Here is a 25,019-nt window from a genome sequence, read left to right as displayed (position 1 = left end):
GTCGAGCGCGGCCAGGTGCTGTGCAAGCCCGGCTCGGTGACGCCGCACACGGTGTTCAAGGCCGAGGCGTACATCCTGACGAAGGAGGAGGGTGGCCGTCACACGCCGTTCTTCACCAACTACCGTCCGCAGTTCTACTTCCGCACGACCGACGTCACGGGCGTCGTCACGCTGCCGGAAGGTGTCGAGATGGTGATGCCGGGCGACAACATCTCGGTGGATGTCGAGCTGATCGTGCCGATCGCCATGGAAGAGAAGCTGCGCTTCGCTATCCGTGAAGGCGGTCGTACCGTCGGCGCCGGCGTCGTCGCCAGCATCATTAAGTAAGTCGGATGATCCGGACCGGGCGCGCGGTGTCGCGCGCCCATGTCACCTGAGGACAGAAATCGATGAACGGTCAGAATATCCGGATCCGGCTCAAAGCGTTCGATCATCGTATTCTCGATGCATCCACGCGCGAGATCGTGAACACGGCGAAGCGTACCGGCGCCCGGGTTGTCGGCCCGGTGCCACTTCCCACTCAGATCGAGAAGTTCACCGTGAACCGGTCGCCGCATATCGACAAAAAGAGCCGTGAGCAGTTCGAGATGCGGACGCACAAGCGTCTTCTCGACATCGTCGACCCCACTCCGCAGACCGTGGACGCGCTGATGAAGCTCGACCTGGCGGCCGGTGTGGACGTCGAAATTAAGCTCTGAGGCGAGCGAGGATAGAATGCGCTCTGGATTGATCGCACAGAAGGTGGGCATGACCCGCATCTATACCGATGCGGGCGAGCAGGTGCCGGTGACGGTGCTGAAGCTCGACAACTGTCAGGTTGTCGCTCATCGGACGGAAGATAAGAACGGGTACACCGCGGTCCAGCTCGGAAGCGGTCTCGCCAAGGTGAAGAACACGCCCAAGGCTGAGCGTGGTCATTTCGCGGCGGCCGAGGTCGAGCCGAAGCGCAAGGTCACGGAGTTCCGCGTGAGCCCTGACAACCTCATCGAGGTTGGCGCCGAGCTCACCGCCGAGCACTTTGTCGTCGGCCAGTTCGTCGACGTCAGCGGCACGTCGATCGGTAAGGGTTTTGCCGGTGTCATGAAGCGCCACAACTTCGGTGGTGGTCGCGCGACGCACGGTAACTCCGTCTCGCACCGTACGCACGGTTCGACTGGCCAGCGCCAGGACCCGGGCCGGGTGTTCAAGAACAAGAAGATGGCTGGTCACATGGGCGATGTCCGCGTGACCACTCAGAATCTGAAGGTCATCCGCACGGATGTCGAGCGTGGTCTGATCATGGTCGAGGGTGCCGTTCCCGGCGCCAAGGGCGGCTGGATCGAAGTGCGCGACGCTGTGAAGCGCGCTCTGCCGGAGAACGTCCCGGTTCCGGGTGGTTTCCGCAAGCGCGGTGCGGCTGCCGAAGTGGCGGTTGAAGCGAAGGAGGCCGAGTGATGGACATTAAGGTCACCACGCTCGACGGCAAGGCAGCGGGCGAGATCTCGCTCTCGGACGAGATCTTCGGTCTCGAGCCGCGCGGTGACGTGCTGCAGCGCATGGTGCGTTGGCAGCTCGCCAAGCGCCAGGCTGGCACGCACAAGTCGAAGGGTCGTTCGGAGATCTCCGGCACGACCAAGAAGATGTACAAGCAGAAGGGCACCGGCGGCGCACGCCACGGTGCCAAGACTGCGCCGCAGTTCCGCGGTGGTGGCAAGGCTTTCGGTCCGGTCGTTCGCAGCCATGCGCATGATCTGACGAAGAAGTTCCGCCAGCTGGCGCTGAAGCATGCGCTCTCGGCCAAGGCCAAGGGCGACAACCTGGTCATCGTCTCGGATATCGCCATCGATACCCCGAAGACGAAGGCGGTCAAGGAGAGCTTCGCCAAGCTCGGCTGGGCGAACGCGCTGATCATCGACGGTGCCGCGGTCAACGAGAACTTCGGTCTCGCCGCCCGCAACGTGCCGCATATCGATGTGCTGCCGGTCCAGGGCATCAATGTGTATGACATTCTGCGCCGCGAGAAGCTCGTGCTGACCAAGGCTGCGGTCGAAGCCCTGCAGGAGCGGTTCAAGTGAGCAACCTCGCGCATTACGACATCATCCGCAGCCCGGTGCTGAGCGAGAAGTCGACCATTGCCACCGAGCAGAGCAAGATCGTCTTCAACGTTCTGAAGACGGCGACCAAGCCCGAGATCAAGGCGGCCGTCGAGGCGCTGTTCAAGGTCAAGGTCACGAGCGTGAATACCCTGGTCCGCAAGGGCAAGGTGAAGCGCTTCCGCGGGATCGTGGGCAAGCAGAGCGACGTCAAGAAGGCGATCGTGACGCTTGCTGAAGGTCAGTCGATCGACGTTTCGACCGGTCTCTGACGCGAAAAGAATAGGCTGAAGCATGGCTCTCAAGCACTACAAGCCGACTACGCCGGGACAGCGCCAGCTGGTTCTCGTCGATCGCTCGGAGCTCTACGCCGGCAAGCCCGTCAAGGGCCTGACCGTCGGTCTCCGCCAGAGCGGCGGTCGCAACAACCTCGGACGCGTCACGGCCTATGGCCGCGGCGGTGGCCACAAGCGCACCTACCGCCTGATCGACTTCAAGCGGAACAAGCGCGACATTCCGGCCGTCGTTGAGCGGATCGAGTACGACCCCAACCGCACGGCGTTCATCGCCCTCATCAAGTATGAGGACGGCGAGCTCAGCTACATCCTGGCGCCGCAGCGCCTAGCGGTCGGCGACACCGTGATTTCCTCGGCTCAGGCCGACGTGAAGCCCGGCAACACGATGCCCCTCGGCGCCATGCCGGTCGGCACGATCGTGCACAACGTCGAGATGAAGCCCGGCAAGGGCGGTCAGATCGCGCGTTCGGCCGGTGCTTATGCGCAGTATGTCGGCCGCGACGCCGGCATGGCCATTCTTCGCCTGAATTCGGGTGAGCAGCGCCTGGTCCACCAGAGCTGCGTTGCGACCGTCGGTGCGGTCTCGAACCCTGACCACTCCAACATCTCGCTCGGCAAGGCCGGTCGTAATCGTTGGCTGGGCAAGCGTCCGAGCGTTCGCGGTGTTGCGATGAACCCGGTCGACCATCCGCACGGCGGTGGTGAAGGCCGCACCTCGGGCGGCCGTCATCCGGTCACCCCGTGGGGCAAGCCGACCAAGGGCAAGAAGACCCGCAACAATAAGTCGACCGACAAGTTCATCGCGCGCAGCCGTCATCTGCGCAAGAGCAAGTAAGAGAGGCTGTCCGTGGCTCGTTCTATCTGGAAAGGCCCGTTCGTCGACGGTTATCTCCTCCGCAAGGCTGAGAAGAGCCGCTCTTCGGGTCGTGGCGAGGTGATCAAGATCTGGAGCCGCCGCTCCACGATCCTGCCCCAGTTCGTGGGCTTGACCTTTGGCGTCTACAACGGCCAGAAGCATGTTCCGGTCATCGTCAACGAGGACATGGTCGGACACAAGTTCGGCGAGTTCTCGCCGAGCCGGACCTACTACGGTCACACGGCCGACAAGAAGGCGAAGAGGAAGTAACATGGGCAAGCCGAAGCGCGAACGCGCGCTGAAAGACAACGAGGCCCGCGCCGTCACGCGCATGATCCGTGTCTCTCCGCGCAAGCTCAACCTTGTCGCCCAGCTGATCCGCGGCAAGAAGGCCAGCACGGCGCTCGCCGATCTGACCTTCTCCGAGAAGCGGATTGCGCGTGACGTAAAGAAGACGCTGGAATCTGCGATCGCAAACGCCGAGAACAATCACGATCTCGACGTTGATTCGCTGGTGGTCGCCGAGGCGTTTGTCGGCAAGGCCCTGGTGATGAAGCGCTGGACGCCGCGGGCTCGCGGTCGTGTCGGCCGGATCGAGAAGCCGTTTTCGCACCTCACGATCGTGGTGCGTGAAACCGAGGAGGCCGCATAATGGGCCAGAAAGTCAATCCGATCGGCCTCCGCCTCGGCATCAACCGGACGTGGGACAGCCGCTGGTTCGCCAATAGGGGCGAATACGGCAAGCTGCTGCACGAGGACATGCGGATCCGCGAGAAGCTCCTGGTCGAGCTGAAGCAGGCGGCGGTCTCCAAGATCGTCATCGAGCGTCCGCACCGGAAGTGCCGCGTCACGATCTACTCGGCTCGTCCGGGCATCGTGATCGGCAAGAAGGGCGCCGACATCGAGAAGCTGCGCAAGATCGTCGGCAAGCTGACGGACAGCGAAGTGCACCTGAACATCGTCGAGGTCCGCAAGCCGGAGATCGACGCGAACCTGGTGGCCGCCTCGATCGCCCAGCAGCTGGAGCGCCGCGTTGCGTTCCGCCGCGCCATGAAGCGGGCCGTCCAGTCGGCGATGCGTCTCGGCGCTCTCGGCATCCGCATCAACGCGGGTGGCCGTCTCGGCGGCGCCGAAATCGCGCGTCTCGAGTGGTATCGCGAGGGCCGCGTTCCGCTGCACACGCTGCGCGCCGACATCGACTATGGCACCGCGACTGCCCACACGGCCTATGGCACGTGCGGCATCAAGGTGTGGATCTTCAAGGGTGAGATCCTCGAGCACGATCCGATGGCCTCCGAGCGTCGCCAGACCGAGGGTAACGAGCAGGGCTCGAACACTCGTCGTCGCGACTCCGCGGCCTGAACGGGTCGGCACTGAGGGCGAGAGAGAACAGAAATGCTGCAACCGAAGCGCACCAAGTTCCGCAAGCAGTTCAAGGGTCGCATCCATGGCGCCGCCAAGGGTGGCACGGACCTGAACTTTGGCGGATTCGGCCTGAAGGCGCTCGAGCCGGAACGCGTCACCGCGCGCCAGATCGAGGCTGCCCGTCGCGCCATCACCCGTGCTATGAAGCGCGCCGGTCGTGTCTGGATCCGGATTTTCCCGGACGTTCCGGTCACGTCGAAGCCGACTGAAGTCCGCATGGGTAAGGGTAAGGGCGCCCCGGAATACTGGGCGTCCCGCGTCAAGCCTGGCCGGATCATGTTTGAGATCGACGGTGTCGACGAGGAGACCGCCCGCGAGGCGCTCCGTCTCGGCGCGGCGAAGCTCCCGATCAAGACGCGCTTCGTACAGCGCATCGCCGATTGATCGGCGAACGGACGAGGATAAAGCCATGAAGGCGAAAGACGTTCGGCTGCAGACCGCCGATCAGCTCGACACCGAGCTTGCCAACCTGAAGAAGGAGCAGTTCAACCTGCGCTTCCAGCGGGCAACTGGCCAGCTCGAAAACACGGCGCGTGTCCGGCAGGTTCGCCGCGACATCGCCAGGATCAAGACCATCGCTGCGCAGAAGAGCGCGGCGGACAAGCGCTGAGGAGGCGAGTATGCCGAAACGCGTTCTGCAGGGCAGCGTCGTCAGCGACAAGACCGACAAGACCGTCGTCGTTCTCGTCGAGCGGCGCTTCACGCACCCGGTCATGAAGAAGACCGTGCGGCGGACGAAGAAGTACCACGCCCATGACGAGGGCAATATCCACAAGATTGGTGACATCGTCTCGATCGAAGAGACCAAGCCGATCTCTAAGAATAAGCGCTGGGTCGTTATCGCCACCGAGCAATCGGGCGATAAGTAAGGCACGAAAAAGGTTTGTCGCCGCTGAAATCTCGGATATCTGACCGGGATAGGTGGTGACCAGAAGAGTAGGCGGCCAGTCATGATTCAGATGCAGACTAACCTCGACGTGGCGGATAACTCCGGCGCTCGTCGTGTGATGTGCATCAAGGTTCTCGGCGGTTCCAAGCGGAAGTACGCCTCGGTCGGCGACATCATCGTCGTGTCGATCAAGGAGGCGATCCCGCGGGGTCGCGTGAAGAAGGGCGACGTCATGAAGGCGGTCGTCGTTCGCACAGCCAAGGATATTCGTCGTCCGGATGGCAGCGTCATCCGTTTCGACAAGAATGCGGCGGTTCTGATCAACAATCAGAAGGAGCCGATCGGGACCCGTATCTTCGGGCCGGTTCCGCGTGAGCTTCGCGCAAAGAACCACATGAAGATCATCTCGCTCGCTCCGGAGGTGCTGTGATGGCTGCCAAGATCAAGAAGGGCGATAACGTCATCGTCCTCACGGGTAAGGACAAGGGTAAGTCGGGCGAAGTGCTCCGCGTGATCCCGACTGAGGACCGCGCCGTCGTGCGTGGTGTCAACGTCGCGCGCAAGCACCAGAAGCAGACGGCCAGCGAGCAGGGCGGCATCGTCGCCAAGGAGCTGCCGATTCATCTGTCGAACATCGCCCTGGCGGACAAGGACGGCAAGCCGACTCGCGTCGGCTTCAAGGTGACCGAAGACGGGCGCAAACAACGCGTCGCAAAGCGTTCGGGAGATGTGATCGATGGCTGAGGCAGCTTACGAGCCGCGGCTCAAGAAGTTTTACGAAGACGAGGTCCGCGCCAAGCTGGTCGCGGAATTCGGCTACAAGAACCCCATGCAGGTTCCCAAGCTCGAGAAGATCGTGCTGAACATGGGCGTTGGCGAAGCCGTCAACGATTCCAAGAAGGTCGGCACCGCTCTCGGCGACCTGGCTCTCATCGCCGGCCAGAAGCCGGCCGTGACCAAGGCCTCGAAGTCCATCGCGACGTTCAAGCTGCGCGAGAACATGGCGATCGGTGGCAAGGTCACGCTGCGCAAGGCGCGCATGTATGAGTTCCTGGACCGCCTGGTCACCATCGCGCTGCCGCGCGTCCGTGACTTCCGCGGCCTGAACCCGAAGAGCTTCGACGGCCGTGGCAACTTCGCCATGGGCATCAAGGAGCATCTGGTTTTCCCCGAGATCAATTACGACAAGATTGATCAGGTTTGGGGCATGGACGTGATCGTCTGCACCACGGCCAAGACTGACGAGGAAGCTCGCGCCCTTCTGAAGGCGATGAACTTCCCGTTCCGCCAGTAACGCCGGGATAGGACGAGGACAAATCGATGGCTAAGAAGAGCTCGATCGAGAAGAACAACCGGCGCCGCAAGCTGGCCGCTCAGTACGCTGCGAAGCGCACCAAGCTGAAGGCTGTGGCCAATGACGAGAGCCTGCCGCTCGAGGAACGCTTCCAGGCTCGCCTGAAGCTGGCCGAGCTGCCCCGCAACGCCTCGGCGACGCGCATCCGCAACCGCTGCGAAGTCACCGGTCGTCCGCGTGGCGTCTATCGCAAGCTGAAGATGTCGCGTATTGCATTGCGCGAACTCGGGTCGCTCGGGCTGATCCCGGGCCTCGTCAAGTCGAGCTGGTAAGGAGCACGGTCCGATGACAATGACCGATCCTCTGGGTGATATGCTCACCCGCATCCGCAATGCCCAGATGCGCCGCCAGTCGAAGGTTTCGACGCCGGCCTCGAAGCTGCGCGAGAACGTTCTCGGTGTTCTGCAGTCGGAGGGCTACATCCGTGGCTTTGCGACCGTCGAAGGCGGCACGGGCCGTCCCGAGATCGAGATCGAACTGAAGTATTATGATGGCGAGCCTGTGATCCGCACGATCGAGCGTGTCTCGAAGCCGGGTCGCCGGGTCTATGCCTCGGTCAAGAACATCCCGCAGGTCAAGAATGGCCTCGGCGTGTCCATCCTGTCGACGCCGAAGGGCGTGATGTCGGATGCTGACGCCCGCGACCAGAATGTCGGCGGTGAGGTTCTTTGCCAGGTATTCTGATCTGGCTGATGGCGAAACACGAACCGGACGGATTGGTCTGATGTCTCGTATTGGTAAGAAGCCGGTGGCCGTGCCTAAGGGCGTTACGGCCACGATCAACGGCCAGACGGTGTCGGTGAAGGGTCCGAAGGGCGAGCTGTCCTTCGACTTCACGGACAATGTGACCGTGGAACTGACGGAAGAGGGCGTTCAGGTCGCCCCGCGTGATGACAGCAAGCCGGCTCGCGCCGCTTGGGGCATGTCGCGCACGATGATTTCGAACCTGATGAAGGGCGTGAGCGAGGGCTTCACCAAGAAGCTCGAAATCAACGGCGTGGGTTACCGCGCCGCCGTCCAGGGTTCGAACCTGCAGCTCGCTCTTGGCTACAGCCACGATGTGATCTACGCGATCCCCGAGGGCATCTCGATCCAGACCCCGCGTCCGGTTGAGATCATCGTTTCGGGCATCGACAAGCAGAAGGTCGGCCAGGTTGCGGCCGAGATTCGCGAGTATCGCAGCCCCGAGCCCTACAAGGGCAAGGGCGTTAAGTACGCCACCGAAACGATCTTCCGCAAGGAAGGTAAGAAGAAGTAACGGAGACGGTCATGGCCAATATTCAGCAGGAACGCCGCGCTGCGCGCGTCCGCCGTGCGCTCCGCAAGGTGGCGAACGGACGGCCCCGGTTGAGCGTCTACCGCTCGTCGGAGCATATCTACGCCCAGGTGATCGACGATGCCGAGGGCCGCACGCTCGCGTCGGCCTCGACGCTCGAGAAGGATCTCCGCTCGTCGCTCAAGACGGGTGCCGACAAGGCAGCCGCCGAAGCGGTTGGCAAGCTCGTCGCCGAGCGTGCCAAGGCCGCTGGCGTCAGCCAGGTCATCTTCGACCGCGGCGGCTACCTTTTTCATGGCCGCGTGAAGGCGCTGGCTGACGGCGCTCGCGAGGGCGGTCTGGACTTCTGATGCGCTGAGGCGCGTCATCACGAAACACAGGACGATTGGATCTTTCGATGGCCAGAGAGCAGCGGGAAGAGCGCGACAGCGAATTCGTCGACAAGCTCGTTCACATCAATCGCGTCGCGAAGGTGGTGAAGGGCGGACGGCGGTTCGGTTTCGCCGCCCTCGTCGTCGTCGGCGACCAGAAGGGCCGGGTCGGTTTTGGACACGGCAAGGCGCGTGAAGTGCCTGAGGCGATCCGCAAGGCGACGGAAGCCGCGAAGCGCAGCCTGGTTCGGGTTCCGCTCCGCGAGGGCCGTACCCTTCACCATGACGTTTTCGGTCGCCATGGCGCCGGCAAGGTCTTCCTGCGCGCTGCGCCTGCGGGTACCGGCATCATCGCCGGCGGTCCGATGCGCGCCGTGTTCGAGACCCTCGGCGTGCAGGACGTCGTCGCCAAGTCGATGGGTTCGTCGAACCCGTACAACATGGTGCGTGCGACCTTCGCCGCGCTCGGCGCCGAGGACAGCCCGCGTTCGGTCGCGGCCCGTCGCGGCCTCAAGGTTTCGGTTCTGCAGGCCCGTCGTGGCGGCGAAGCCGAAGCTTCCGCCGAGGCGTGAGCGCCGATTGAATTCGAGGATTTGACCAAATGGCCAAGAAATCTGAAGGCGCCGCCAAGACGGTTACCGTCGAGCAGACCGGCAGCCCGATCCGCCGTCCGGCTGATCAGCGTGCAACGCTGATCGGCCTCGGCCTCAACCGGATCCGTCGCCGTTCGACGCTGCAGGACACCCCTGCGGTTCGCGGCATGATCGCCAAGGTGGCTCACCTCGTCCGCGTTGTGGACGAGGGCTGAGCCCAGAAGGATCAGTTCGATGAAGCTCAACGAGATCAACGACAACCCGGGCTCCAGCAAGGATCGCATGCGCGTCGGACGCGGCATCGGTTCGGGCAAGGGCAAGACCGGCGGTCGCGGCGTCAAGGGCCAGAAGTCGCGCACGGGCGTGGCGATCAAGGGCTTTGAAGGCGGCCAGATGCCCCTGCATCGGCGTCTGCCGAAGCGCGGCTTCACCAACATCTTCGCCAAGGACTACAACGAGGTCAGCCTCGGTCGTATCCAGGTGGCGATCGATGCCGGCAAGCTCGATGCCAAGAAGGCCGTCACGGCCGAGGCGCTCAAGGAAGCCGGCGTCATCCGTCGCGTCAAGGACGGCGTTCGCCTCCTCGGCGGCGGCGAGCTGAAGGCCTCGGTGACCTTCGAGGTCGCCGGCGCGTCGAAGCCCGCCATCGAGACGGTCGAGAAGGCCGGCGGCTCCGTCAAGGTCCTCGAAGTCAAGGCTTCGGAAGGTTCGGACGCAGCGTAACTGCGTCGTTCGGGAAATGGGGCGCCGCCTTGCAGCGGCGCCTCCGAGAGACCACTTGATGCCCGGCAGGGGCATTGGGGCCCGGTTTCCGGGCCCGAACGGAGCGGCGAATGGCATCAGCGGCTGAACAACTGGCGGCCAATCTCAATTTTGGCGCCTTCGCCAAAGCCGAGGCTCTGAAGAAGCGCATCTGGTTCACACTGGGTGCGCTGCTCGTCTATCGGCTCGGCACCTATATCCCGCTTCCCGGCATCAACCCGGAAGCGCTGGCCAGCGCATTCAACAATCAGCAGTCGGGCATTCTTGGCCTGTTCAACATGTTCTCCGGCGGTGCCGTCGGACGCATGGCGATTTTCGCGCTCGGCATCATGCCGTACATCTCGGCATCGATCATCATCCAGCTGATGACCTCGATCGTTCCCTCCCTCGAAGCCTTGAAGAAGGAAGGGGAGGCGGGTCGCAAGATCATCAACCAGTACACCCGGTACGGTACGGTCTTCCTCGCCGTCGTCCAGGCCTACGGCATTTCCGTCGGGCTCGAGGGCGGCACGAACATCGTCATCGATCCCGGCATGTTCTTCCGCATCTCGACCGTCATCACGCTGACGGGCGGCACGATGTTCCTGATGTGGCTCGGTGAGCAGATCACCTCGCGCGGCATCGGCAACGGCATCTCGCTGATCATCTTCGCCGGCATTGTCGCCAACCTTCCGCACGCCCTGATCGGCATGCTGGAGCTCGGCCGCCAGGGCGCGCTGGCCACCTGGGTCATCCTGCTCGTCGCCGTCGTCGCCGTCGTCGCGATCGCCTTCATCGTCTACATGGAGCGCGCCCAGCGCCGCCTCATCATCCAGTATCCGAAGCGCCAGGTCGGCAACCGGATGTTCCAGGGTGAGTCGTCGCATCTGCCGCTGAAGCTCAACACGTCGGGCGTCATCCCGCCGATCTTCGCCTCGTCGCTGCTGCTTCTGCCGGCCACGATCGCGAACTTCACGGCGTCGAGCAGCGCGCCGGGCTGGCTGACCTCGACGGTCGCCCTGCTGGGCCATGGCACGGTCATGTACATGGTGCTGTACGCGGCCATGATCATGTTCTTCGCCTTCTTCTATACGGCGATCGTGTTCAATCCGACCGACACGGCCGACAATCTGAAGAAGCATGGCGGCTTCATTCCGGGCATTCGTCCGGGCCAGCGGACGGCGGAGTACATCGACTACGTGCTGACGCGCATCACGCTGCTCGGTGCGATCTACCTGGTTGTCGTCTGTCTTCTGCCCGAGTTCCTGATCTCGGCCACGCATGTGCCGTTCTATTTCGGCGGTACGTCGCTCCTTATCGTCGTCAACGTGACGATGGATACGGTGTCGCAGATCCAGGGCCACCTGTTGGCGCATCAGTATGAGGGCTTGGTCAAGAAGTCCAAGCTCAGGGGGAAGAGGCGATGAGACTGATTCTGCTCGGACCGCCGGGAGCAGGTAAGGGCACGCAGTCCGCGCGGCTGGTGAAGCGCTACGGAATTCCGCAGCTGTCGACTGGAGACATGCTGCGGGCCGCGGTGGCGGCCGAGACGCCGATCGGCCTGCAGGCCAAGGCGATCATGGACGCCGGCAACCTGGTTCCCGATGAAGTGGTCGTCGGGATCGTGGCGGACCGGATCGAGGAAGCGGATGCCCGCAAAGGCTTCATCCTCGACGGCTTCCCGCGCACGATCGCCCAGGCCGACGCGCTCGAGAAGATGCTGGCCGGCAAGGGCGTCAAGCTCGATGCCGTGCTGGAGCTGAAGGTCGACCAGTCCAAGCTGACCGACCGGATCACCAAGCGCGCCGAGGAGACGCGCGCGCGCGGTGAGCCCGTGCGCAAGGACGACGATCCGGAAGTCTTCAAGACCCGGCTCGCGGCCTATAATCGCGACACGGCGGTGATCTCGCCTTACTACAAGGCGCAGGGCCGTCTGATCGAGATCGACGGCATGCGTTCGATCGACGAGGTGTCCTCGGAGATCGCGGCGACGCTGGACCGACTTGACGAACAGGTTGCGAGTCGATAAGGCTCGCCTCCTGCTGCAAACAGGCTACGGCGTTCCCTGACCTTTCAGGGGGCGTCATTGCTTGTTTTCGCATGACTGCCCGCACGAGCCGGCCTCCACCGGACGCGGGACCCTAGTGGCGCCGCCGGATGAACCGGCGGCTTGAGATGGAGACGGCATTGGCCCGTATCGCAGGCGTAAACATCCCGACCAACAAGCGCGTCATCATCGCGCTGCAGTACATCCACGGGATCGGCGCGAAGAACGCGCTGGACATCATCACCAAGACGAACATCGCTCCGGAGCGTCGTGTGAACGAGCTTTCGGACGCCGAGGTTCTGGCGATCCGCGAGACGATCGACCGCGATTACATCGTGGAAGGCGATCTGCGCCGCGAAGTCGCAATGAACATCAAGCGGCTGATGGACCTCGGCTGCTACCGCGGCCTGCGTCATCGCCGCGGCCTGCCGGTTCGTGGCCAGCGCACGCACACCAATGCGCGCACCCGCAAGGGCCCGGCCAAGCCGATCGCCGGCAAGAAGAAGTAATTCATCAGTTCGGGGCGCTAGGCCCCCGGTGGAGCCGCCGGTGCTACGGCGGTGTCGAGATCGAACGTAAGGATAGAGAATGGCCAAGGACACAACGCGCGTACGTCGTCGCGAGCGGAAGAACATCTCCTCGGGCGTTGCGCATGTGAGCTCGACGTTCAACAACACGATGATCACCATCACCGACGCGCAGGGGAACGCCATCTCCTGGTCGTCGGCCGGCATGATGGGCTTCAAGGGCTCGCGCAAGTCGACCCCGTATGCCGCCCAGATGGCCGCTGAAGACGCCAGCCGCAAGGCTGCCGAGCACGGCATGAAGACGCTGGAAGTCGAAGTCTCGGGTCCGGGTTCGGGCCGTGAGTCGGCTCTCCGCGCCCTTCAGGCCGCAGGCTTCACCATCACGTCGATCCGTGATGTGACGCCGATCGCGCACAATGGCTGCCGGCCGCGCAAGCGTCGCCGCGTCTAATGCCTCGGGCGGCGTCCCCATCGGACGCCGCTTTCACTGCGTATCGGCATTCGGCGCTCCGCCCTTAGCCGGAGCGCCACGCCACCCGAACTGTCGGGCGGCGTTCGAGATCGAAAGGATACGGTCGTGATCCATAAGAATTGGCAAGAGCTGATCAAGCCGAACAAGCTCGAGGTGACGCCGGGTTCCGATCCCAAGCGTCTCGCCACCGTCGTGGCGGAACCTCTTGAGCGCGGCTTCGGTCTGACGCTCGGCAACGCGCTGCGCCGCGTGCTTCTGTCGTCGCTCCAGGGCGCTGCGGTTACCGCCGTCCAGATCGATGGCGTTCTGCACGAGTTTTCGTCGATTGCCGGCGTGCGGGAAGATGTCACCGACATCATCCTGAACATCAAGGAAATCTCCATCAAGATGCAGGGCGAAGGCCCTAAGCGCATGGTGGTCCGCAAGACGGGTCCGGGTGTCGTCACCGCTGGCGACATCCAGACCGTCGGCGATATCGAGATCCTGAACCCCGAGCTGGCGCTCTGCACCCTCGACGAGGGCGCCGAGATCCGCATGGAGTTCACGGTCAACACCGGCAAGGGCTATGTCCCGGCCGACCGCAACCGCGCCGAAGACGCTCCGATCGGTCTGATCCCGGTCGACAGCATCTACTCGCCGGTCAAGAAGGTGTCGTACCGCGTCGAGAACACCCGTGAGGGCCAGGTTCTCGATTACGACAAGCTGACGCTGTCGGTCGAGACCGATGGCTCGCTCCGTCCGGACGACGCGGTGGCCTATGCCGCCCGCATCGTGCAGGACCAGCTGTCGATCTTCGTCAATTTCGAGGAGCCGCAGAAGGAGACCGTTTCGGAAGCCATTCCGGAGCTCGCCTTCAACCCGTCGCTTCTGAAGAAGGTGGACGAACTGGAGCTTTCTGTCCGTTCGGCCAATTGCCTGAAGAACGACAATATCGTCTATATTGGCGACCTGATTCAGAAGACCGAGGCAGAGATGCTCCGGACCCCGAATTTCGGCCGCAAGTCGCTCAACGAGATCAAGGAAGTTCTCGCCCAGATGGGTCTCCATCTCGGCATGGAGGTCAGCAACTGGCCGCCGGAGAACATCGAAGAGCTCGCCAAGCGCTACGAAGATCATTACTGAGACAGCACCCACGGCGTGAGCCGCCGGTAGAGAAACTGAGGAGAGAGCCATGCGCCACGGTAATTCCGGTCGCAAGTTCAGCCGTACCGCGAGCCACCGCAAGGCGATGTTCGCAAACATGGCTGTAGCGCTGATCACGCACGAGCAGATCGTCACCACCCTGCCGAAGGCGAAGGACCTGCGTCCGATCGTCGAGAAGCTGGTGACGCTCGGCAAGCGCGGCGACCTGCATGCACGTCGTCAGGCGATCGCGCAGCTGCGCGACGTCGCGGCGGCCAAGAAGCTGTTCGACACGCTCGGCCCGCGCTACCAGGAGCGCCAGGGTGGCTACCTTCGCGTCCTGAAGGCCGGCTTCCGCTATGGCGACAACGCGCCGGTCGCGGTCATCGAGTTCGTCGATCGTGACGTCGACGCCAAGGGCGCCGCTGACCGTGCTCGCACGGCCGCCGCCGAGGGCGCGGAGGAAGGCGTCGCGGCGTAAGCTGCACGCATCCTACGAAATTCGGAAAGGGCGGCCTTCGGGCCGCCCTTTTCGCGTTTGGGGTGTGGGGCAGGGGCTCTGCTTTGGTCGTCGTGAGGCGGTTCGTGCACGCGCTTTCTCGACATGCCGAGAAAGCGCGAAGGGCCTTCTCGAAGCATGGGCCGAGATTCCGCCGTCGAAAAGCTACTTGGGCAGGGCCACGCTCCGTCGTCATCCCGGCGAAGGCCGGGATCCAGACACTCCGGCCGATGGCTGGTGGGCTAGACTGATAGGTCCCTGGATTTCTCTGCCAAGGCGTCTTGGCCAAGACGTCTTGGCCGGTGTTCATGGGCCCCGGCCTTCGCCGGGGCGACGGGTGCCTGCCTAAGGCGGTTCGCCGAGCCCCTCAGGGATGGCTGGACGTCCTGGACGTGATTTCGCGAGTCGTGCCGGATCGGCAGAAGCCGGGCGGGCAACCTACAGCTTCTCGACGGCGGTGAAGCGGAACAGGAAGCTCGGCTCCATCACGGACTGGCCGAGCGCCAGGCGCGTCGAGCGGTAGCAGTCGGCCTCGTCCGAGAAGAAGGTGCCTGCGAAGCGGACGGCGTCGCCCGCCTTGAGCTTGCCGAATGTGCCGGCGAGCGGCGTCCCGGCGGGAACCAGCGTGTTGTCGTCGAGGTCGGACATGGCGTTGTTCCAGGTCTTGACCAGCGTGCCGTCGGGCAGCGCGACGGTGACGGTGAGGCGTCCGCCGGAGTCGGCGTCGGTGGCGCGGATCGCGCCGACCCAGTCCTTCACCTCGGGCTTCGGCAGCGCCTTGCAGATGGCGGCGGCGCGCCGTGGCTGCAACTCCATCTGTGCCTCGAAGTCGGCCGGGTCGAATTCCTTCTTGGCGTCGCCGATGGCGGTCGCGAAGGCCGCCTGGTCCTTGGGCTGCTGCTCTTGCAGGGCAAGGGCAGCGATGGAGTCTTCGGCGGGCGCGGCGGCGACCGGGGACGGAACCGGCGTCGGCGGCGTGGTGCCGGGGAGCGGCTCGGCGCCTGCGCCGGGGACCGGGGTCGTCGCGACGGGCACGGGATCCGGCAGCGGCGAGGGCTCGAGCTGCGATTCGTCCTTCTGGGACGACGCCGCAGGCGGCTCGACCGGGGTGGGCGACGGTGCGATGACGCGGACGGGGGCCGTGGCGGGCTCCTCGACGGCGGGCGGTGGCACGTCGGCGACGGGGCTGGGGGAACTGTTCCCCGAAGCGGGTTCCTCGAGGGCCGCGATTGTCGGCATGGTCAGCGACGGGCGGATCACCACGCCGCCGATGCCCGCGAGCGTGACGACGGCGCCGAGGCCGACCAGCACGAGGTTGAGGCGGCGGCGGCCGTTCAGCAGCAGCGGGACGACGCCGGCGAGTAGCACCAGCACGCCGATGATGAACAGGACGATCCAGAGCATGCTGATCCCTAACTGCCTTCCGAAACATCGACCGAATGGGGCGGCGCCGCGACGGACAGCGCTCGACCTATCCCTCTATTCCATCGAGTCTGGGGCAAGCCTATGGCAGTTCGGGGCGACAAAGAAGGCGGCGGTTGTGGATTCGTCGGCCTGGGCGCGCACCGCCTTGGGGCGGCAGGTCATGGCAACGCCGTATTTCGTGTACCATCTCGAAGAGGGAATCTCGAAGGAAGGACATTGTCGATGCGGTTTGGAAGAGCGGTGGCGATCGGACTGGCCGGGGTATTGATCGCGAGCACGGCCCATGCTGTCGATCGGACCGTGCCGCCATCCGAGGCGGCGCTGCGCTATTCCTTCTCGCCGATCGTCAAGCGGGTCTCGCCTGCGGTGGTCAACGTCTATGCGTCCCGCGTCGTCGAGCGTCGGCCGTCGCCGTTCATGGATGATCCCTTCTTCCGGCGCTTCTTCGGCGGCGACACGAACAATGCGCCGCGCAAGCGCGTGCAGCAGTCGCTCGGCTCCGGCGTCATCGTCGATGCATCGGGCGTCGTCGTGACCAACGCCCACGTCATCGCCAATGCCGACGAGGTCAAGGTCGCGCTCTCCGACAAGCGCGAATACGAGGCCGACGTCCTGCTCAAGGACGACCGCATGGATCTCGCGGTGCTGCGTCTCAAGGGCGCGGACGGCGCGTTCCCGGTGGTCGCCTATGGCGATTCGGACGCGCTCGAGGTCGGGGACCTGGTGCTCGCCATCGGCGACCCGTTCGGCGTCGGCCAGACGGTGACGAGCGGCATCGTCTCGGCCCTGGCGCGAACCCAGATCGGCGCGTCCGACTACCAGTTCTTCGTCCAGACCGACGCCGCCATCAATCCCGGCAATTCGGGCGGCGCGCTCGTCGACATGGACGGCAATCTGGTCGGCATCAACACGGCGATCTATTCGCGCTCCGGCGGCTCGATCGGTATCGGCTTCGCCATTCCCTCCAACATGGTCAATGTCGTGGTGCGGTCGGCGCTGGCGGATGGCCGGCTGCGGCTCGCCTGGGTCGGCGCCGGTTTCCAGCAGGTGACGCCCGAGATCGCCGAGGGCCTCGGCATCGGCCGGCCGCGCGGCGCCCTCGTCACCGATGTCGAGGGCGGCAGCCCGGCGGAGAAGGCCGGCCTGAAGTCCGGCGATCTCGTCGTCAGCGTCGACGGCATCGAGGTCGATGATCCGAACGGCTTCAACTACCGCATCGCCACCAAGGGCGTCGGCGGCAGCGCCAAGCTCGTCTATGTGCGCGACGGCAAGGAGCAGGCGGTCGAGCTCGCGCTCGTGGCCGCTCCCGAAACCACGCCGCGTGACGAACGCGCGATCGCCGGCCGGTCGCCCTTCGCCGGCGCCACCGTCGTCAACCTGTCGCCGGCCGTGGTCGAGGAACTGGGCTATCAGGGCAAGCGCCGCAAGGGCGTGCTGATCACGACGGTCGAGCAGGGCTCCTCGGCCGCTGGCGTCGGCTTCCGCAAGGGCGACGTCGTCGTCGAGGTGAACGGCCAGGCGGTCGGATCGACGCAGGAGCTGGAAGCCATCGCCGCGGACCGCGCTTCGCGCTACCGTCTCGTCATCGAGCGCGGCGGCCGCCTGATCCGGTCGCAGGTCGGCCGCTGACAGTCTGTTGGGTATCGTGACATGAGCAACCTGTTCGAGGCCGCCGGGATGGAGAGGGCGGCGCCACGGCCGCTGGCGGACCGGCTGCGCCCCGAACGGCTGGCGGACGTCGTCGGGCAGGACCATCTGGTCGGCCCCGACGGCGCGCTGTCACGCATGCTCAATTCCGGCTCGCTCGGCTCGATGGTCTTCTGGGGTCCGCCCGGCACCGGCAAGACGACGGTGGCGCGCCTGCTGGCGCACGAGACGGACCTGCATTTCGAGCAGATCTCGGCGATCTTCTCCGGCGTCGCCGATCTCAAGAAGGTGTTCGACCAGGCGCGCGGGCGGCGCCAGATCGGCAAGGGCACGTTGCTCTTCGTCGACGAGATCCACCGCTTCAACCGTGCCCAGCAGGACAGTTTCCTGCCGGTGATGGAAGACGGCACCGTCACGCTCGTCGGCGCGACGACCGAGAACCCGTCCTTCGAGCTCAACGCGGCGCTGTTGTCGCGGGCGCGCGTGCTGGTGTTCCACTCGCATGATCCGGGCTCGATCGCGAAGCTGCTCGACCGCGCCGAGGCCGTCGAGGGCAAGCCGCTGCCGCTCGACGAGGAGGCGCGCGAGACGTTGATCCGCATGGCGGACGGCGACGGCCGCGCCTCGCTGACGCTGTCGGAGGAGGTCTGGCGGGCGGCGAAGCCGGGCGAGATCTTCGACGCCAAGGGCTTGCAGGAGATCGTGCAGCGGCGCGCGCCGATCTACGACAAGGGCCAGGACGGCCACTACAACCTGATCTCGGCCCTGCACAAGTCGATCCGCGGCTCGGATCCGGACGCGGCGCTCTATTATCTCGCGCGAATGTTCGACGCCGGCGAGGATCCGCTCTATCTCGGTCGACGGCTGGTGCGCATGGCCGTCGAGGATATCGGCCTCGCCGATCCTCAGGCGCTCGTTGTCGCCAATGCCGCCAAGGATGCCTACGACTATCTCGGCAGCCCGGAGGGCGAGCTCGCCTTCGCGCAGGCGGCGGTCTATCTCGCCACGGCGCCGAAATCGAACGCGGTCTATACGGCCTTCAAGGCGGCGATGCAGACGGCGAAGCACGGCGGCTCGCTGCTGCCGCCGAAGCGGATCCTGAACGCGCCGACCAAGCTGATGAAGGACGAAGGCTACAACGCCGGCTATCGCTACGACCACGACGAGCCGGATGCCTTTTCGGGGCAGGACTATTTCCCGGACGCGCTCGGTCGCCAGAGCTTCTACCAGCCGGTCGAGCGCGGTTTCGAGCGCGATATCCGCAAGCGGATGGAATACTGGGCCAAGCTGCGCCGGGAGCGTGGCGGCGGCTGATCGTCAGCCGGTCGAGAGCCGCTGCATGGCAGCGGCCCTCCAGGATCGGGAAATTCAGACGCCGGGCAGGAACTTGAACGGCTCGTGCGGCTTGAAGTCGCCGCTTACCTCGCCCGAGTAGACCTCGCCATTCATGATCGTGAGCCGCTTCACCGCGGCGCCGGGCTTGAAGTCGACATTCTTGAAGTCGACCCAGAAGGTGTTCGGCCGGGTGGCGGAGTCGAAATAATAGACCAGGTTCTTCTGGTCCGAGACCGTGCGCCAGATCGTCGAGGAGATGTTCGGCTGGTCCGGCGTCGTGATGCCGAGCGGCACGCTGACGGCGCGCTGGACGCTCATCACGCCGGCCACGGCCTGAAAGTCGAAGGACTGCTGCGGCACACCCTGGATGTAGTTCTTGTCGAGCGACTTCGGGATCGAATTGAGCAGGAACGAGGCGCGGGCGAAGCGGTCGGCGGCGCGGTTCGTGCCGGGCAGGAAGGTCAGGCCGCCGATATTCTCCCAATAGGCGTTGATGGCGAGCTGCTCCGCGTAGGGCGGGGAGTTGGTCATCACGGTGTATTGCTTGCCGTGGAAGATCACCAGTTCGCCGTTCAGGTACTGGAAGATCGCGGAATCACCCGTCGAGTCCGAGACGGCGAGGTGCAGGGTCGATTCCGATCCGTTGGGAAGCTTGGGCGCGAGCAGGGCGAAGGGGCGGGCGCGGAATGCCTCGACCGTCTCGGCGACGGTGGCGAAATTGTCGAGCGCGTACTGGCCCCAGAGCGAGATCGACAGCAGCTTGTCATCCGCCTTCGGCTCGCCGTACTCGGCCTCGGCCAGGAAGAGGATGTTCGCGACCAGCCCCTTCTCGTTCATGCCGTCGGTGCTGCCCGCCTCGTAGCCCGTGGTGACGACGCTGCCATACTTGGAGGTCCACTTGATCGAGCGCTCGCCGCCGAGCCCGTCGCGCTCGATGCCGGCCGGCAGGACCCAGAGGTTGGAGAGCATGTCCTCCCGCCAGTCCATGTTGCGGCCGGTGGCGACCATATCGCCGTCGCCGACGAACAGCGTGCGGGTGCAGGCGAGCGCGGGCGTCAGCGTGGTGCTGGCGAGCATGACGGTCGCGATCAGCGAGGCCTGGAGCTTTCGCATGGCTGGCGTTCTGAACATGGCTGGATCCTCATCCGAATTTCACATGCCTGCGCGTCACCCTCGGGCGGCGCGGTCGAAGCGCGGCGACCATAGCTGAATCGGGTTGCAGGTTGGTGACTTTCGTTACCCATCCGTGTCTCGCGCCGGCGACGGCGGTTTTCCGCGCGGCCCTTTCCGGGCGCGCCGGCGCGCGGCATGATGGGTCCTTCACGGGAGCCCGCCATGATCCTCATCGGCCAGTATGATTCGCCCTTCGTGCGTCGCGTCGGCATCGCCATGCGGTTCTACGACATGCCGTTCGAGCATTATCCGTGGTCGACCTTCGGCGACGGCGAGAAGCTCGGCGCCTACAACCCGCTCCGGCGCGTGCCGACGCTGGTGCTCGACGACGGCGAGGTGCTGATCGAGAGCGCCGCCATCCTCGACTTTCTCGACGAGCAGGCGGGGGCGGATCGTGCCATGCTGGCGCCCTTCGGGCCGGCGCGGCGCCATGCCCTGAAGACGATCGCCCTCGCCATGGGGCTGGGCGACAAGGCGGTCAGCCTCCTCTACGAGAAGATTTTGCGGAAGGACCGATCCGAGCTCTGGATCGAGCGCTGCCGCACCCAGGTCGGCGCCGCGCTCGACGCGCTCGAAGCCGACCGTGCCGCGCGCTCGACGCCCTGGTGGTACGGCGACCGCATCGGCCATGCCGACATCGCCGTCGCCTGCGTGCTGCGCTTCCTCCGCGAGGCGCATCCCGACGCGTTCCGTGCCGAGCACTGGCCACGACTGGCGGCGCTGGCGGCCGAATGCGAAGGGCTGGCCGTCTTCCAGGAGATCGCCCAACCCCTGATCCCGCCGAAGGGCTGATCGTCTCAGGCGAGACGCTCGGCGGCGATGGCCAGGCAGGCCTCGAAGGCGGTGAGATCCGTATAGAGCGCGTCGGGCGCGGCGTGGCCGACCACGACCGTGCCGCCGCGCCGCTCGATGCCGCCATGCAGCATCAGATTATCGATCATGTCGAAATTCTCGACCGAGAGGCCGTCGGGACCGCGCAGATGGCCGTCATCGGCCATCGCGACCTCGCCGTGATAATGCGCCACGACGCGGCGATAGTGGTTGGCGGCGACATTGGTATAGGCGAAGACGGCCTTGCCGAGCGCGCACATGAAGCCGAGTTCGAAGGTCGTGCCGGTATCGGCGGCGATGCCGCGAAACGGCGTCAAATTGGCGATGATGGCGTCGGCCTCGAGCATCATCCTTTCGTCGACGGCGCTGATGGCGCAGCCGAATCCCTTCCGGGTATCGGCCGGCGGGATCTCGAGATCCCCGGGTGACAACGGCACCAGGCCAGCGGCGCGGGCCAGTTCCGCCTTGCGCGCCAGCATCTCGCGCCCATTCGGCAGGAACACTTCCGGACCCGCGAGATAGACCTTGCTCGGCACTGTGCGCTCTCCCTTGATTGCCGCACGAGCCTTCCACACGGCCGTGGCCGTGTCACTATCCCCGCCCATGGCGGCCGCAAGGATCGACCCGGTGATCCGAGTGGGCTATCCAAGGGTCAGGCTGGCGGCCTCCGCCGGCACCGATCGACGCCTGACTTTTCGAGGAGCCATCCGATGCAGACCCGTGCCGCCGTCGCCTGGGAAGCCAACAAGCCGCTGACGATCGAGACGATCAATCTCGAGGGTCCGAAGGCCGGCGAAGTGCTGGTCGAGATCATGGCGACGGGTGTCTGCCACACCGACGCCTACACGCTGTCCGGCCTCGATTCCGAGGGCAAGTTCCCGGCCATCCTCGGCCATGAGGGCGCGGGCATCGTGCGCGAGGTCGGCGCCGGCGTCACCTCGGTGCGCCCGGGCGACCATGTGATCCCGCTCTACACGCCGGAATGCCGCCAGTGCAAAACCTGCCTGTCGCAGCGCTCCAACCTCTGCACGGCGATCCGCTCGACGCAGGGCCAGGGCCTGATGCCCGATTCGACCTCGCGCTTCCGCTGCGACGGCGAGACCGTGTTCCACTACATGGGCACCTCGACCTTCTCGAACTTCACCGTCCTGCCGGAGATCGCCGTCGCCAAGGTTCGCGAGGACGCGCCCTTCGACAAGATCTGCTACATCGGCTGCGGTGTGACGACCGGCATCGGCGCCGTGATCCACACCGCCAAGGTCTGGCCGGGCGCGAATGTCGTGGTCTTCGGCCTCGGCGGCATCGGCCTCAACGTCATCCAGGGCGCCCGCATGGTCGGCGCCGACAAGATCATCGGCGTCGATCTCAATCCGTCCAAGGTCGCCATGGCCAAGAAGTTCGGCATGACGCATTTCGTCAATCCGGACGAGGTCGGCCGCGACAAGGTGGTAGAGGCGATCGTCGACCTCACCGGCGGCGGCGCCGACTTCTCGTTCGAGTGCATCGGCAACGTCCACACCATGCGCCAGGCGCTGGAGTGCTGCCATCGCGGCTGGGGTGAATCGATCATCATCGGCGTGGCGCCCTCGGGCACCGAGATCTCGACCCGTCCGTTCCAGCTCGTCACCGGGCGTGTGTGGAAGGGCTCGGCCTTCGGCGGCGCGCGTGGCCGCACCGACGTGCCGCAGATCGTCGACTGGTACATGGACGGCAAGATCAACATCGACGACCTGATCACCCACACCATGCCGCTCGACCAGATCAACACCGCCTTCGACCTGATGCACGAGGGCAAGTCGATCCGCAGCGTCGTCACGTTCTGAGTATCCTGCCGGGCGGATGGCTTCGGTCATCCGCCCGCCTTTTCTTCGAGCCGTCCCTCCCTCCCGAGGATGCGTGCGTGCCCCTCCGCCTGACATCCGTCTCGGCCGAGCTCTACCGTTCGATCCGGCGCATCAAGCTGCCGGTCGAGGAGCTGACCGTGCTGGTCGGCAAGAACGGGGTCGGGAAGACCAATCTCTACCGCGCGCTCGAACTGCTCGCCGCCGCAGCGCGCGGCACGATCACGCGCGAAATCGCGGAGGAGGGCGGCTTCGAGTCCGTGCTCTGGGCCGGTCCCCGCACCAAGGGGCCCGTGCGGCTGAAGCTCGGCGCCGAATTCGGCGACTATGAGTATTCGATCGAGATCGGCCTGCCGGCGCCGATCGACGAGGCCGCGCTGACCGCGACCGAGCCGATGGTGAAGGCCGAGGAGCTGGTCCAGCGCAGCCGCGGCAAGGCGGTGACGCTCCTGAAGCGGCAGGGCCCGAGCGCCTGGCTGCGTGACGAGGACGGCCGCCGCCAGTCGTACGAGGAGGCGCTGGTCCCCTCCGAGACGGCGCTTTCCGGCTTTCGCGATCAGGGGCGGTTCACCGAGCTCGACCTCGTCCGCCGGGCGTTGCTCGATTGGCGCTTCTACCACGATTTCCGCACCGACAAGGCGTCGCCCATTCGTCAGCCGGCGCTCGCCATCACCACGCCGACGCTCGCCTCGAACGGTTACGACCTGGCGGCCGCGCTCGCCACCGTCATCGAGATCCGCGGCGAGGCGCCCGCCATCGAGGCGGCGGTCGACGACGCCTTTCCCGGCGCGACGCTGGTCACCGAGTTCGGCAAGGGCTCTGTTTCGCTCGGCCTCAAGTTTCCCGATCTGCCGCGTCCGCTCGGCGCGCACGAGCTGTCGGACGGAACGCTGCACTTCCTCTGCCTGGTGGCGGCGCTGTCGGCCTATCGCCTGCCGGGCTTCATCGCGCTGAACGAGCCGGAGACCAGCCTGCATCCGGATCTGGTCGGGCCGTTGGCGCGGCTGATCGCCCGCGCGTCGGAGCGAACGCAGGTCTGGGTCGTCACCCATTCCGAGGCTCTGGCAGCGGCACTCGCCGGCGAGGCGGGCGTGGCGCCGCGAACCGTCGTCAAGCAGGATGGCGCGACCTGGATCGAAGGGCTTAAGCTCTTCGGCGAATTCGCGGAACAGGACTAGGGGCTCTTTTCGCCATGCGTGTCGCCGTCTTCAGCACCAAGCCCTACGATCGGCAATTCCTGACGGAGGCGAATGTCGGCTTCGGGCACGAGCTCGTGTTCTTCGAGCCGCGCCTCGACCGTACGACCGCGCCGCTGGCCGATGGCTTTCCGGCGGTCTGCGTCTTCGTCAACGACTATCTCGACCGCGCGCTCCTGACCGATCTCGCCGCGCGCGGCATGCGCCTGGTGGCGCTGCGCTGCGCCGGCTTCAACAATGTCGATCTCGTCGCGGCCGGCGAGCTCGGCATCGAGGTGGTGCGCGTGCCGGCCTATTCGCCTCATGCGGTCGCCGAATTCACCGTCGCGCTGCTTTTGGCGCTCGACCGGCGGATCCCGCGCGCCTGGGCGCGGGTGCGCGACAACAACTTCTCGCTCGACGGCCTGATCGGCACCGATCTCTTCGGCAAGACGGTCGGCGTCATCGGCACGGGCCGCATCGGCGCGCTGGTCGCCCGCTGCCTGAAGCTCGGCTTCGGCTGCCGCGTGCTGGCCCATGACCAGTCGCATGATCCGGCGCTCGTCGAGATCGGCATCGAGTACCGCTCGCCGACGGAGATCGTGGCGGAAGCCGACATCCTGACGCTGCATTGCCCGCTGACGCCGGAGACCCACCACATCGTCGATGCCGAGGCGATCGCGCGGGCGCGGCCGGGCTTCCTGCTCGTCAATACCAGCCGCGGCGCGTTGATCGACGCCCAGGCGCTGGTGGAGGGGCTGAAGAGCGGCAAGGTCGGCGGCGTGGCGCTCGACGTCTACGAGCAGGAGGCGGACCTGTTCTTCGAGGACCTCTCCAACGAGATCATCCAGGACGATGTCTTCCAGCGCCTGCTGACCTTTCCCAATGTGCTGGTGACCGGCCATCAGGCGTTCCTGACCGCCGAGGCGCTCGGTGCGATCAGCGCGACGACGCTCGGCAACATCGCCGCGTTCGAGGCGGGAAAGCCGCTCGACAACCGCGTCGAGGCGGCAGCGGTGAGCGCCTACTAGATCCCGTTGCTCCGCCTTTGC

At 65.3% G+C, this 25,019-nt stretch carries 37 protein-coding genes; 34 read left to right on the top strand and 3 right to left on the bottom strand.

Annotated elements, in window-relative coordinates; all coding sequences use genetic code 11:
- From G539_RS0112315 to rplQ, 28 genes are all read left to right on the top strand, one after another.
- On the top strand, nt 1–327 hold a 327-nt coding region (locus G539_RS0112315; protein WP_029075472.1), incomplete at its 5' end, for an EF-Tu C-terminal domain-related protein.
- A gap of 62 nt (nt 328–389) precedes the next feature.
- On the top strand, nt 390–698 hold the full coding sequence (gene rpsJ, locus G539_RS0112310) for a 30S ribosomal protein S10 (protein WP_018184903.1): 309 nt from the start codon (nt 390–392) through the stop codon (nt 696–698).
- A gap of 16 nt (nt 699–714) precedes the next feature.
- On the top strand, nt 715–1,434 hold the full coding sequence (rplC, locus tag G539_RS0112305; RefSeq protein ID WP_029075471.1) for a 50S ribosomal protein L3: 720 nt from the start codon (nt 715–717) through the stop codon (nt 1,432–1,434).
- Complete coding sequence (gene rplD, locus G539_RS0112300; protein WP_029075470.1) at nt 1,434–2,054, top strand: 50S ribosomal protein L4; 621 nt, start codon at nt 1,434–1,436, stop codon at nt 2,052–2,054. The genes rplC and rplD overlap by 1 nt, the downstream gene beginning before the upstream one ends.
- Nucleotides 2,051–2,344, top strand: a complete 294-nt coding sequence (locus G539_RS0112295) for a 50S ribosomal protein L23 (protein ID WP_029075469.1) — start codon at nt 2,051–2,053, stop codon at nt 2,342–2,344. The genes rplD and G539_RS0112295 overlap by 4 nt, the downstream gene beginning before the upstream one ends.
- Nucleotides 2,345–2,366: 22 nt before the next feature.
- Nucleotides 2,367–3,203 carry a 50S ribosomal protein L2 gene (gene rplB, locus G539_RS0112290; protein WP_029075468.1) on the top strand — a complete coding sequence of 279 codons (837 nt, stop codon included), beginning with the start codon at nt 2,367–2,369 and terminating at the stop codon, nt 3,201–3,203.
- 12 nt (nt 3,204–3,215) lie between these two features.
- Complete coding sequence (gene rpsS / locus G539_RS0112285; protein WP_018184908.1) at nt 3,216–3,494, top strand: 30S ribosomal protein S19; 279 nt, start codon at nt 3,216–3,218, stop codon at nt 3,492–3,494.
- A 1-nt stretch (nt 3,495) separates the two neighbouring features.
- Entirely contained in the window at nt 3,496–3,876 is a 381-nt protein-coding gene (gene rplV / locus G539_RS0112280) for a 50S ribosomal protein L22 (protein WP_035831212.1), read from the top strand.
- Nucleotides 3,876–4,586 carry a 30S ribosomal protein S3 gene (gene rpsC, locus G539_RS0112275; protein ID WP_029075466.1) on the top strand — a complete coding sequence of 237 codons (711 nt, stop codon included), beginning with the start codon at nt 3,876–3,878 and terminating at the stop codon, nt 4,584–4,586. The genes rplV and rpsC overlap by 1 nt, the downstream gene beginning before the upstream one ends.
- Nucleotides 4,587–4,619: 33 nt before the next feature.
- Nucleotides 4,620–5,033, top strand: coding sequence for a 50S ribosomal protein L16 (gene rplP, locus G539_RS0112270; RefSeq protein WP_029075465.1), 414 nt, complete (start codon nt 4,620–4,622; stop codon nt 5,031–5,033).
- A 25-nt stretch (nt 5,034–5,058) separates the two neighbouring features.
- Complete coding sequence (rpmC, locus tag G539_RS0112265) at nt 5,059–5,259, top strand: 50S ribosomal protein L29 (RefSeq protein ID WP_018184912.1); 201 nt, start codon at nt 5,059–5,061, stop codon at nt 5,257–5,259.
- 10 nt (nt 5,260–5,269) lie between these two features.
- On the top strand, nt 5,270–5,518 hold the full coding sequence (gene rpsQ / locus G539_RS0112260; RefSeq protein ID WP_029075464.1) for a 30S ribosomal protein S17: 249 nt from the start codon (nt 5,270–5,272) through the stop codon (nt 5,516–5,518).
- A gap of 81 nt (nt 5,519–5,599) precedes the next feature.
- Nucleotides 5,600–5,968, top strand: coding sequence for a 50S ribosomal protein L14 (gene rplN, locus G539_RS0112255; RefSeq protein ID WP_029075463.1), 369 nt, complete (start codon nt 5,600–5,602; stop codon nt 5,966–5,968).
- A complete protein-coding gene (gene rplX / locus G539_RS0112250) occupies nt 5,968–6,282 on the top strand; it encodes a 50S ribosomal protein L24 (protein WP_029075462.1) in 315 nt (104 codons plus the stop codon). The genes rplN and rplX overlap by 1 nt, the downstream gene beginning before the upstream one ends.
- The gene (gene rplE / locus G539_RS0112245; protein ID WP_029075461.1) at nt 6,275–6,832 is read left to right on the top strand and encodes a 50S ribosomal protein L5; all 558 of its coding nucleotides are present in this window, start codon (nt 6,275–6,277) and stop codon (nt 6,830–6,832) included. Before rplX ends, rplE begins: the two co-directional genes overlap by 8 nt.
- A gap of 26 nt (nt 6,833–6,858) precedes the next feature.
- Nucleotides 6,859–7,164, top strand: a complete 306-nt coding sequence (rpsN, locus tag G539_RS0112240) for a 30S ribosomal protein S14 (RefSeq protein WP_029075460.1) — start codon at nt 6,859–6,861, stop codon at nt 7,162–7,164.
- 13 nt (nt 7,165–7,177) lie between these two features.
- Nucleotides 7,178–7,576, top strand: a complete 399-nt coding sequence (gene rpsH, locus G539_RS0112235; RefSeq protein ID WP_029075459.1) for a 30S ribosomal protein S8 — start codon at nt 7,178–7,180, stop codon at nt 7,574–7,576.
- Nucleotides 7,577–7,616: 40 nt separating this feature from the next.
- The gene (rplF, locus tag G539_RS0112230) at nt 7,617–8,150 is read left to right on the top strand and encodes a 50S ribosomal protein L6 (RefSeq protein WP_029075458.1); all 534 of its coding nucleotides are present in this window, start codon (nt 7,617–7,619) and stop codon (nt 8,148–8,150) included.
- Between the two features lie 11 nt (nt 8,151–8,161).
- Nucleotides 8,162–8,518 carry a 50S ribosomal protein L18 gene (gene rplR / locus G539_RS0112225; protein ID WP_029075457.1) on the top strand — a complete coding sequence of 119 codons (357 nt, stop codon included), beginning with the start codon at nt 8,162–8,164 and terminating at the stop codon, nt 8,516–8,518.
- A 47-nt stretch (nt 8,519–8,565) separates the two neighbouring features.
- The gene (rpsE, locus tag G539_RS0112220; RefSeq protein ID WP_029075456.1) at nt 8,566–9,111 is read left to right on the top strand and encodes a 30S ribosomal protein S5; all 546 of its coding nucleotides are present in this window, start codon (nt 8,566–8,568) and stop codon (nt 9,109–9,111) included.
- Nucleotides 9,112–9,140: 29 nt separating this feature from the next.
- A complete protein-coding gene (gene rpmD / locus G539_RS0112215; RefSeq protein WP_029075455.1) occupies nt 9,141–9,347 on the top strand; it encodes a 50S ribosomal protein L30 in 207 nt (68 codons plus the stop codon).
- A gap of 19 nt (nt 9,348–9,366) precedes the next feature.
- A complete protein-coding gene (gene rplO / locus G539_RS0112210) occupies nt 9,367–9,855 on the top strand; it encodes a 50S ribosomal protein L15 (protein WP_029075454.1) in 489 nt (162 codons plus the stop codon).
- 110 nt (nt 9,856–9,965) lie between these two features.
- Nucleotides 9,966–11,300 (top strand): preprotein translocase subunit SecY, encoded by a 1,335-nt coding sequence (secY, locus tag G539_RS0112205; RefSeq protein WP_029075453.1) that lies wholly within the window; start codon nt 9,966–9,968, stop codon nt 11,298–11,300.
- Nucleotides 11,297–11,902 carry an adenylate kinase gene (locus G539_RS0112200; RefSeq protein ID WP_029075452.1) on the top strand — a complete coding sequence of 202 codons (606 nt, stop codon included), beginning with the start codon at nt 11,297–11,299 and terminating at the stop codon, nt 11,900–11,902. Before secY ends, G539_RS0112200 begins: the two co-directional genes overlap by 4 nt.
- Before the next feature lie 158 nt (nt 11,903–12,060).
- Entirely contained in the window at nt 12,061–12,429 is a 369-nt protein-coding gene (rpsM, locus tag G539_RS0112195) for a 30S ribosomal protein S13 (RefSeq protein WP_029075451.1), read from the top strand.
- Between the two features lie 79 nt (nt 12,430–12,508).
- The gene (gene rpsK / locus G539_RS0112190) at nt 12,509–12,898 is read left to right on the top strand and encodes a 30S ribosomal protein S11 (protein WP_018184927.1); all 390 of its coding nucleotides are present in this window, start codon (nt 12,509–12,511) and stop codon (nt 12,896–12,898) included.
- 90 nt (nt 12,899–12,988) lie between these two features.
- Nucleotides 12,989–14,041 (top strand): DNA-directed RNA polymerase subunit alpha, encoded by a 1,053-nt coding sequence (locus G539_RS0112185; protein WP_211198480.1) that lies wholly within the window; start codon nt 12,989–12,991, stop codon nt 14,039–14,041.
- A 49-nt stretch (nt 14,042–14,090) separates the two neighbouring features.
- Nucleotides 14,091–14,522: a 50S ribosomal protein L17 gene (rplQ, locus tag G539_RS0112180; RefSeq protein WP_029075449.1), complete on the top strand. Its 432-nt coding sequence runs from the start codon at nt 14,091–14,093 to the stop codon at nt 14,520–14,522.
- Between the two features lie 456 nt (nt 14,523–14,978).
- Here rplQ and G539_RS26220 read toward each other — a convergent pair whose 3' ends face one another.
- Nucleotides 14,979–15,944 (bottom strand): hypothetical protein, encoded by a 966-nt coding sequence (locus G539_RS26220; protein WP_051231336.1) that lies wholly within the window; start codon nt 15,942–15,944, stop codon nt 14,979–14,981.
- A gap of 243 nt (nt 15,945–16,187) precedes the next feature.
- Here G539_RS26220 and G539_RS0112170 point away from each other — a divergent pair, with 243 nt between their 5' ends.
- Together G539_RS0112170 and G539_RS0112165 are read left to right on the top strand one after the other, a co-directional pair.
- Nucleotides 16,188–17,594, top strand: a complete 1,407-nt coding sequence (locus G539_RS0112170) for a DegQ family serine endoprotease (RefSeq protein WP_029075448.1) — start codon at nt 16,188–16,190, stop codon at nt 17,592–17,594.
- A 21-nt stretch (nt 17,595–17,615) separates the two neighbouring features.
- The gene (locus G539_RS0112165) at nt 17,616–18,926 is read left to right on the top strand and encodes a replication-associated recombination protein A (RefSeq protein ID WP_029075447.1); all 1,311 of its coding nucleotides are present in this window, start codon (nt 17,616–17,618) and stop codon (nt 18,924–18,926) included.
- 54 nt (nt 18,927–18,980) lie between these two features.
- Here the strand turns inward: G539_RS0112165 and G539_RS0112160 are convergent, their stop codons facing one another.
- Nucleotides 18,981–20,078, bottom strand: a complete 1,098-nt coding sequence (locus G539_RS0112160; protein WP_245576872.1) for a linear amide C-N hydrolase — start codon at nt 20,076–20,078, stop codon at nt 18,981–18,983.
- Between the two features lie 204 nt (nt 20,079–20,282).
- Here G539_RS0112160 and G539_RS0112155 point away from each other — a divergent pair, with 204 nt between their 5' ends.
- Nucleotides 20,283–20,912: a glutathione S-transferase family protein gene (locus G539_RS0112155; protein WP_029075445.1), complete on the top strand. Its 630-nt coding sequence runs from the start codon at nt 20,283–20,285 to the stop codon at nt 20,910–20,912.
- 5 nt (nt 20,913–20,917) lie between these two features.
- On the opposite strand, the gene G539_RS0112150 is transcribed toward G539_RS0112155, so the two are convergent.
- Nucleotides 20,918–21,487, bottom strand: coding sequence for a nucleoside 2-deoxyribosyltransferase (locus tag G539_RS0112150; RefSeq protein ID WP_029075444.1), 570 nt, complete (start codon nt 21,485–21,487; stop codon nt 20,918–20,920).
- 174 nt (nt 21,488–21,661) lie between these two features.
- Between G539_RS0112150 and G539_RS0112145 the strand changes: the two genes are divergently transcribed.
- The 3 genes from G539_RS0112145 (at nt 21,662) to G539_RS0112135 (ending at nt 24,998) form a co-directional block, all read left to right on the top strand.
- Nucleotides 21,662–22,774 carry an S-(hydroxymethyl)glutathione dehydrogenase/class III alcohol dehydrogenase gene (locus tag G539_RS0112145; RefSeq protein ID WP_029075443.1) on the top strand — a complete coding sequence of 371 codons (1,113 nt, stop codon included), beginning with the start codon at nt 21,662–21,664 and terminating at the stop codon, nt 22,772–22,774.
- Between the two features lie 77 nt (nt 22,775–22,851).
- On the top strand, nt 22,852–23,970 hold the full coding sequence (locus tag G539_RS0112140; protein WP_029075442.1) for an AAA family ATPase: 1,119 nt from the start codon (nt 22,852–22,854) through the stop codon (nt 23,968–23,970).
- 14 nt (nt 23,971–23,984) lie between these two features.
- Entirely contained in the window at nt 23,985–24,998 is a 1,014-nt protein-coding gene (locus G539_RS0112135) for a 2-hydroxyacid dehydrogenase (RefSeq protein WP_029075441.1), read from the top strand.
- The last annotated feature ends 21 nt before the right edge of the window (nt 24,999–25,019 follow it).

It is taken from the genome of Kaistia adipata DSM 17808, from assembly GCF_000423225.1.
Taxonomy (GTDB): Bacteria; Pseudomonadota; Alphaproteobacteria; order Rhizobiales; family Kaistiaceae; genus Kaistia; species Kaistia adipata.
Note: the sequence above shows the minus strand (reverse complement) of the source record. Positions and strands in the feature narration are given on the sequence as shown.

Coding starts and splice junctions, on each gene's coding strand:
- rplX (WP_029075462.1), top strand. CDS start 5,968: ATGGCTGCCAAGATCAAGAAGGGCGATAACGTCATCGTCCTCACGGGT.
- rplD (WP_029075470.1), top strand. CDS start 1,434: ATGGACATTAAGGTCACCACGCTCGACGGCAAGGCAGCGGGCGAGATC.
- G539_RS0112200 (WP_029075452.1), top strand. CDS start 11,297: ATGAGACTGATTCTGCTCGGACCGCCGGGAGCAGGTAAGGGCACGCAG.
- G539_RS0112165 (WP_029075447.1), top strand. CDS start 17,616: ATGAGCAACCTGTTCGAGGCCGCCGGGATGGAGAGGGCGGCGCCACGG.
- rplO (WP_029075454.1), top strand. CDS start 9,367: ATGAAGCTCAACGAGATCAACGACAACCCGGGCTCCAGCAAGGATCGC.
- rpsJ (WP_018184903.1), top strand. CDS start 390: ATGAACGGTCAGAATATCCGGATCCGGCTCAAAGCGTTCGATCATCGT.
- G539_RS26220 (WP_051231336.1), bottom strand. CDS start 15,944: ATGCTCTGGATCGTCCTGTTCATCATCGGCGTGCTGGTGCTACTCGCC.
- rpsH (WP_029075459.1), top strand. CDS start 7,178: ATGACAATGACCGATCCTCTGGGTGATATGCTCACCCGCATCCGCAAT.
- rpmD (WP_029075455.1), top strand. CDS start 9,141: ATGGCCAAGAAATCTGAAGGCGCCGCCAAGACGGTTACCGTCGAGCAG.
- G539_RS0112170 (WP_029075448.1), top strand. CDS start 16,188: ATGCGGTTTGGAAGAGCGGTGGCGATCGGACTGGCCGGGGTATTGATC.
- rplF (WP_029075458.1), top strand. CDS start 7,617: ATGTCTCGTATTGGTAAGAAGCCGGTGGCCGTGCCTAAGGGCGTTACG.
- rplV (WP_035831212.1), top strand. CDS start 3,496: ATGGGCAAGCCGAAGCGCGAACGCGCGCTGAAAGACAACGAGGCCCGC.
- rplC (WP_029075471.1), top strand. CDS start 715: ATGCGCTCTGGATTGATCGCACAGAAGGTGGGCATGACCCGCATCTAT.
- rplB (WP_029075468.1), top strand. CDS start 2,367: ATGGCTCTCAAGCACTACAAGCCGACTACGCCGGGACAGCGCCAGCTG.
- rpsC (WP_029075466.1), top strand. CDS start 3,876: ATGGGCCAGAAAGTCAATCCGATCGGCCTCCGCCTCGGCATCAACCGG.
- secY (WP_029075453.1), top strand. CDS start 9,966: ATGGCATCAGCGGCTGAACAACTGGCGGCCAATCTCAATTTTGGCGCC.
- rplN (WP_029075463.1), top strand. CDS start 5,600: ATGATTCAGATGCAGACTAACCTCGACGTGGCGGATAACTCCGGCGCT.
- rpsK (WP_018184927.1), top strand. CDS start 12,509: ATGGCCAAGGACACAACGCGCGTACGTCGTCGCGAGCGGAAGAACATC.
- G539_RS0112155 (WP_029075445.1), top strand. CDS start 20,283: ATGATCCTCATCGGCCAGTATGATTCGCCCTTCGTGCGTCGCGTCGGC.
- rplR (WP_029075457.1), top strand. CDS start 8,162: ATGGCCAATATTCAGCAGGAACGCCGCGCTGCGCGCGTCCGCCGTGCG.
- rpsN (WP_029075460.1), top strand. CDS start 6,859: ATGGCTAAGAAGAGCTCGATCGAGAAGAACAACCGGCGCCGCAAGCTG.
- rplP (WP_029075465.1), top strand. CDS start 4,620: ATGCTGCAACCGAAGCGCACCAAGTTCCGCAAGCAGTTCAAGGGTCGC.
- G539_RS0112135 (WP_029075441.1), top strand. CDS start 23,985: ATGCGTGTCGCCGTCTTCAGCACCAAGCCCTACGATCGGCAATTCCTG.
- G539_RS0112160 (WP_245576872.1), bottom strand. CDS start 20,078: ATGTTCAGAACGCCAGCCATGCGAAAGCTCCAGGCCTCGCTGATCGCG.
- rplE (WP_029075461.1), top strand. CDS start 6,275: ATGGCTGAGGCAGCTTACGAGCCGCGGCTCAAGAAGTTTTACGAAGAC.
- rpsQ (WP_029075464.1), top strand. CDS start 5,270: ATGCCGAAACGCGTTCTGCAGGGCAGCGTCGTCAGCGACAAGACCGAC.
- rpmC (WP_018184912.1), top strand. CDS start 5,059: ATGAAGGCGAAAGACGTTCGGCTGCAGACCGCCGATCAGCTCGACACC.
- G539_RS0112145 (WP_029075443.1), top strand. CDS start 21,662: ATGCAGACCCGTGCCGCCGTCGCCTGGGAAGCCAACAAGCCGCTGACG.
- rpsE (WP_029075456.1), top strand. CDS start 8,566: ATGGCCAGAGAGCAGCGGGAAGAGCGCGACAGCGAATTCGTCGACAAG.
- rplQ (WP_029075449.1), top strand. CDS start 14,091: ATGCGCCACGGTAATTCCGGTCGCAAGTTCAGCCGTACCGCGAGCCAC.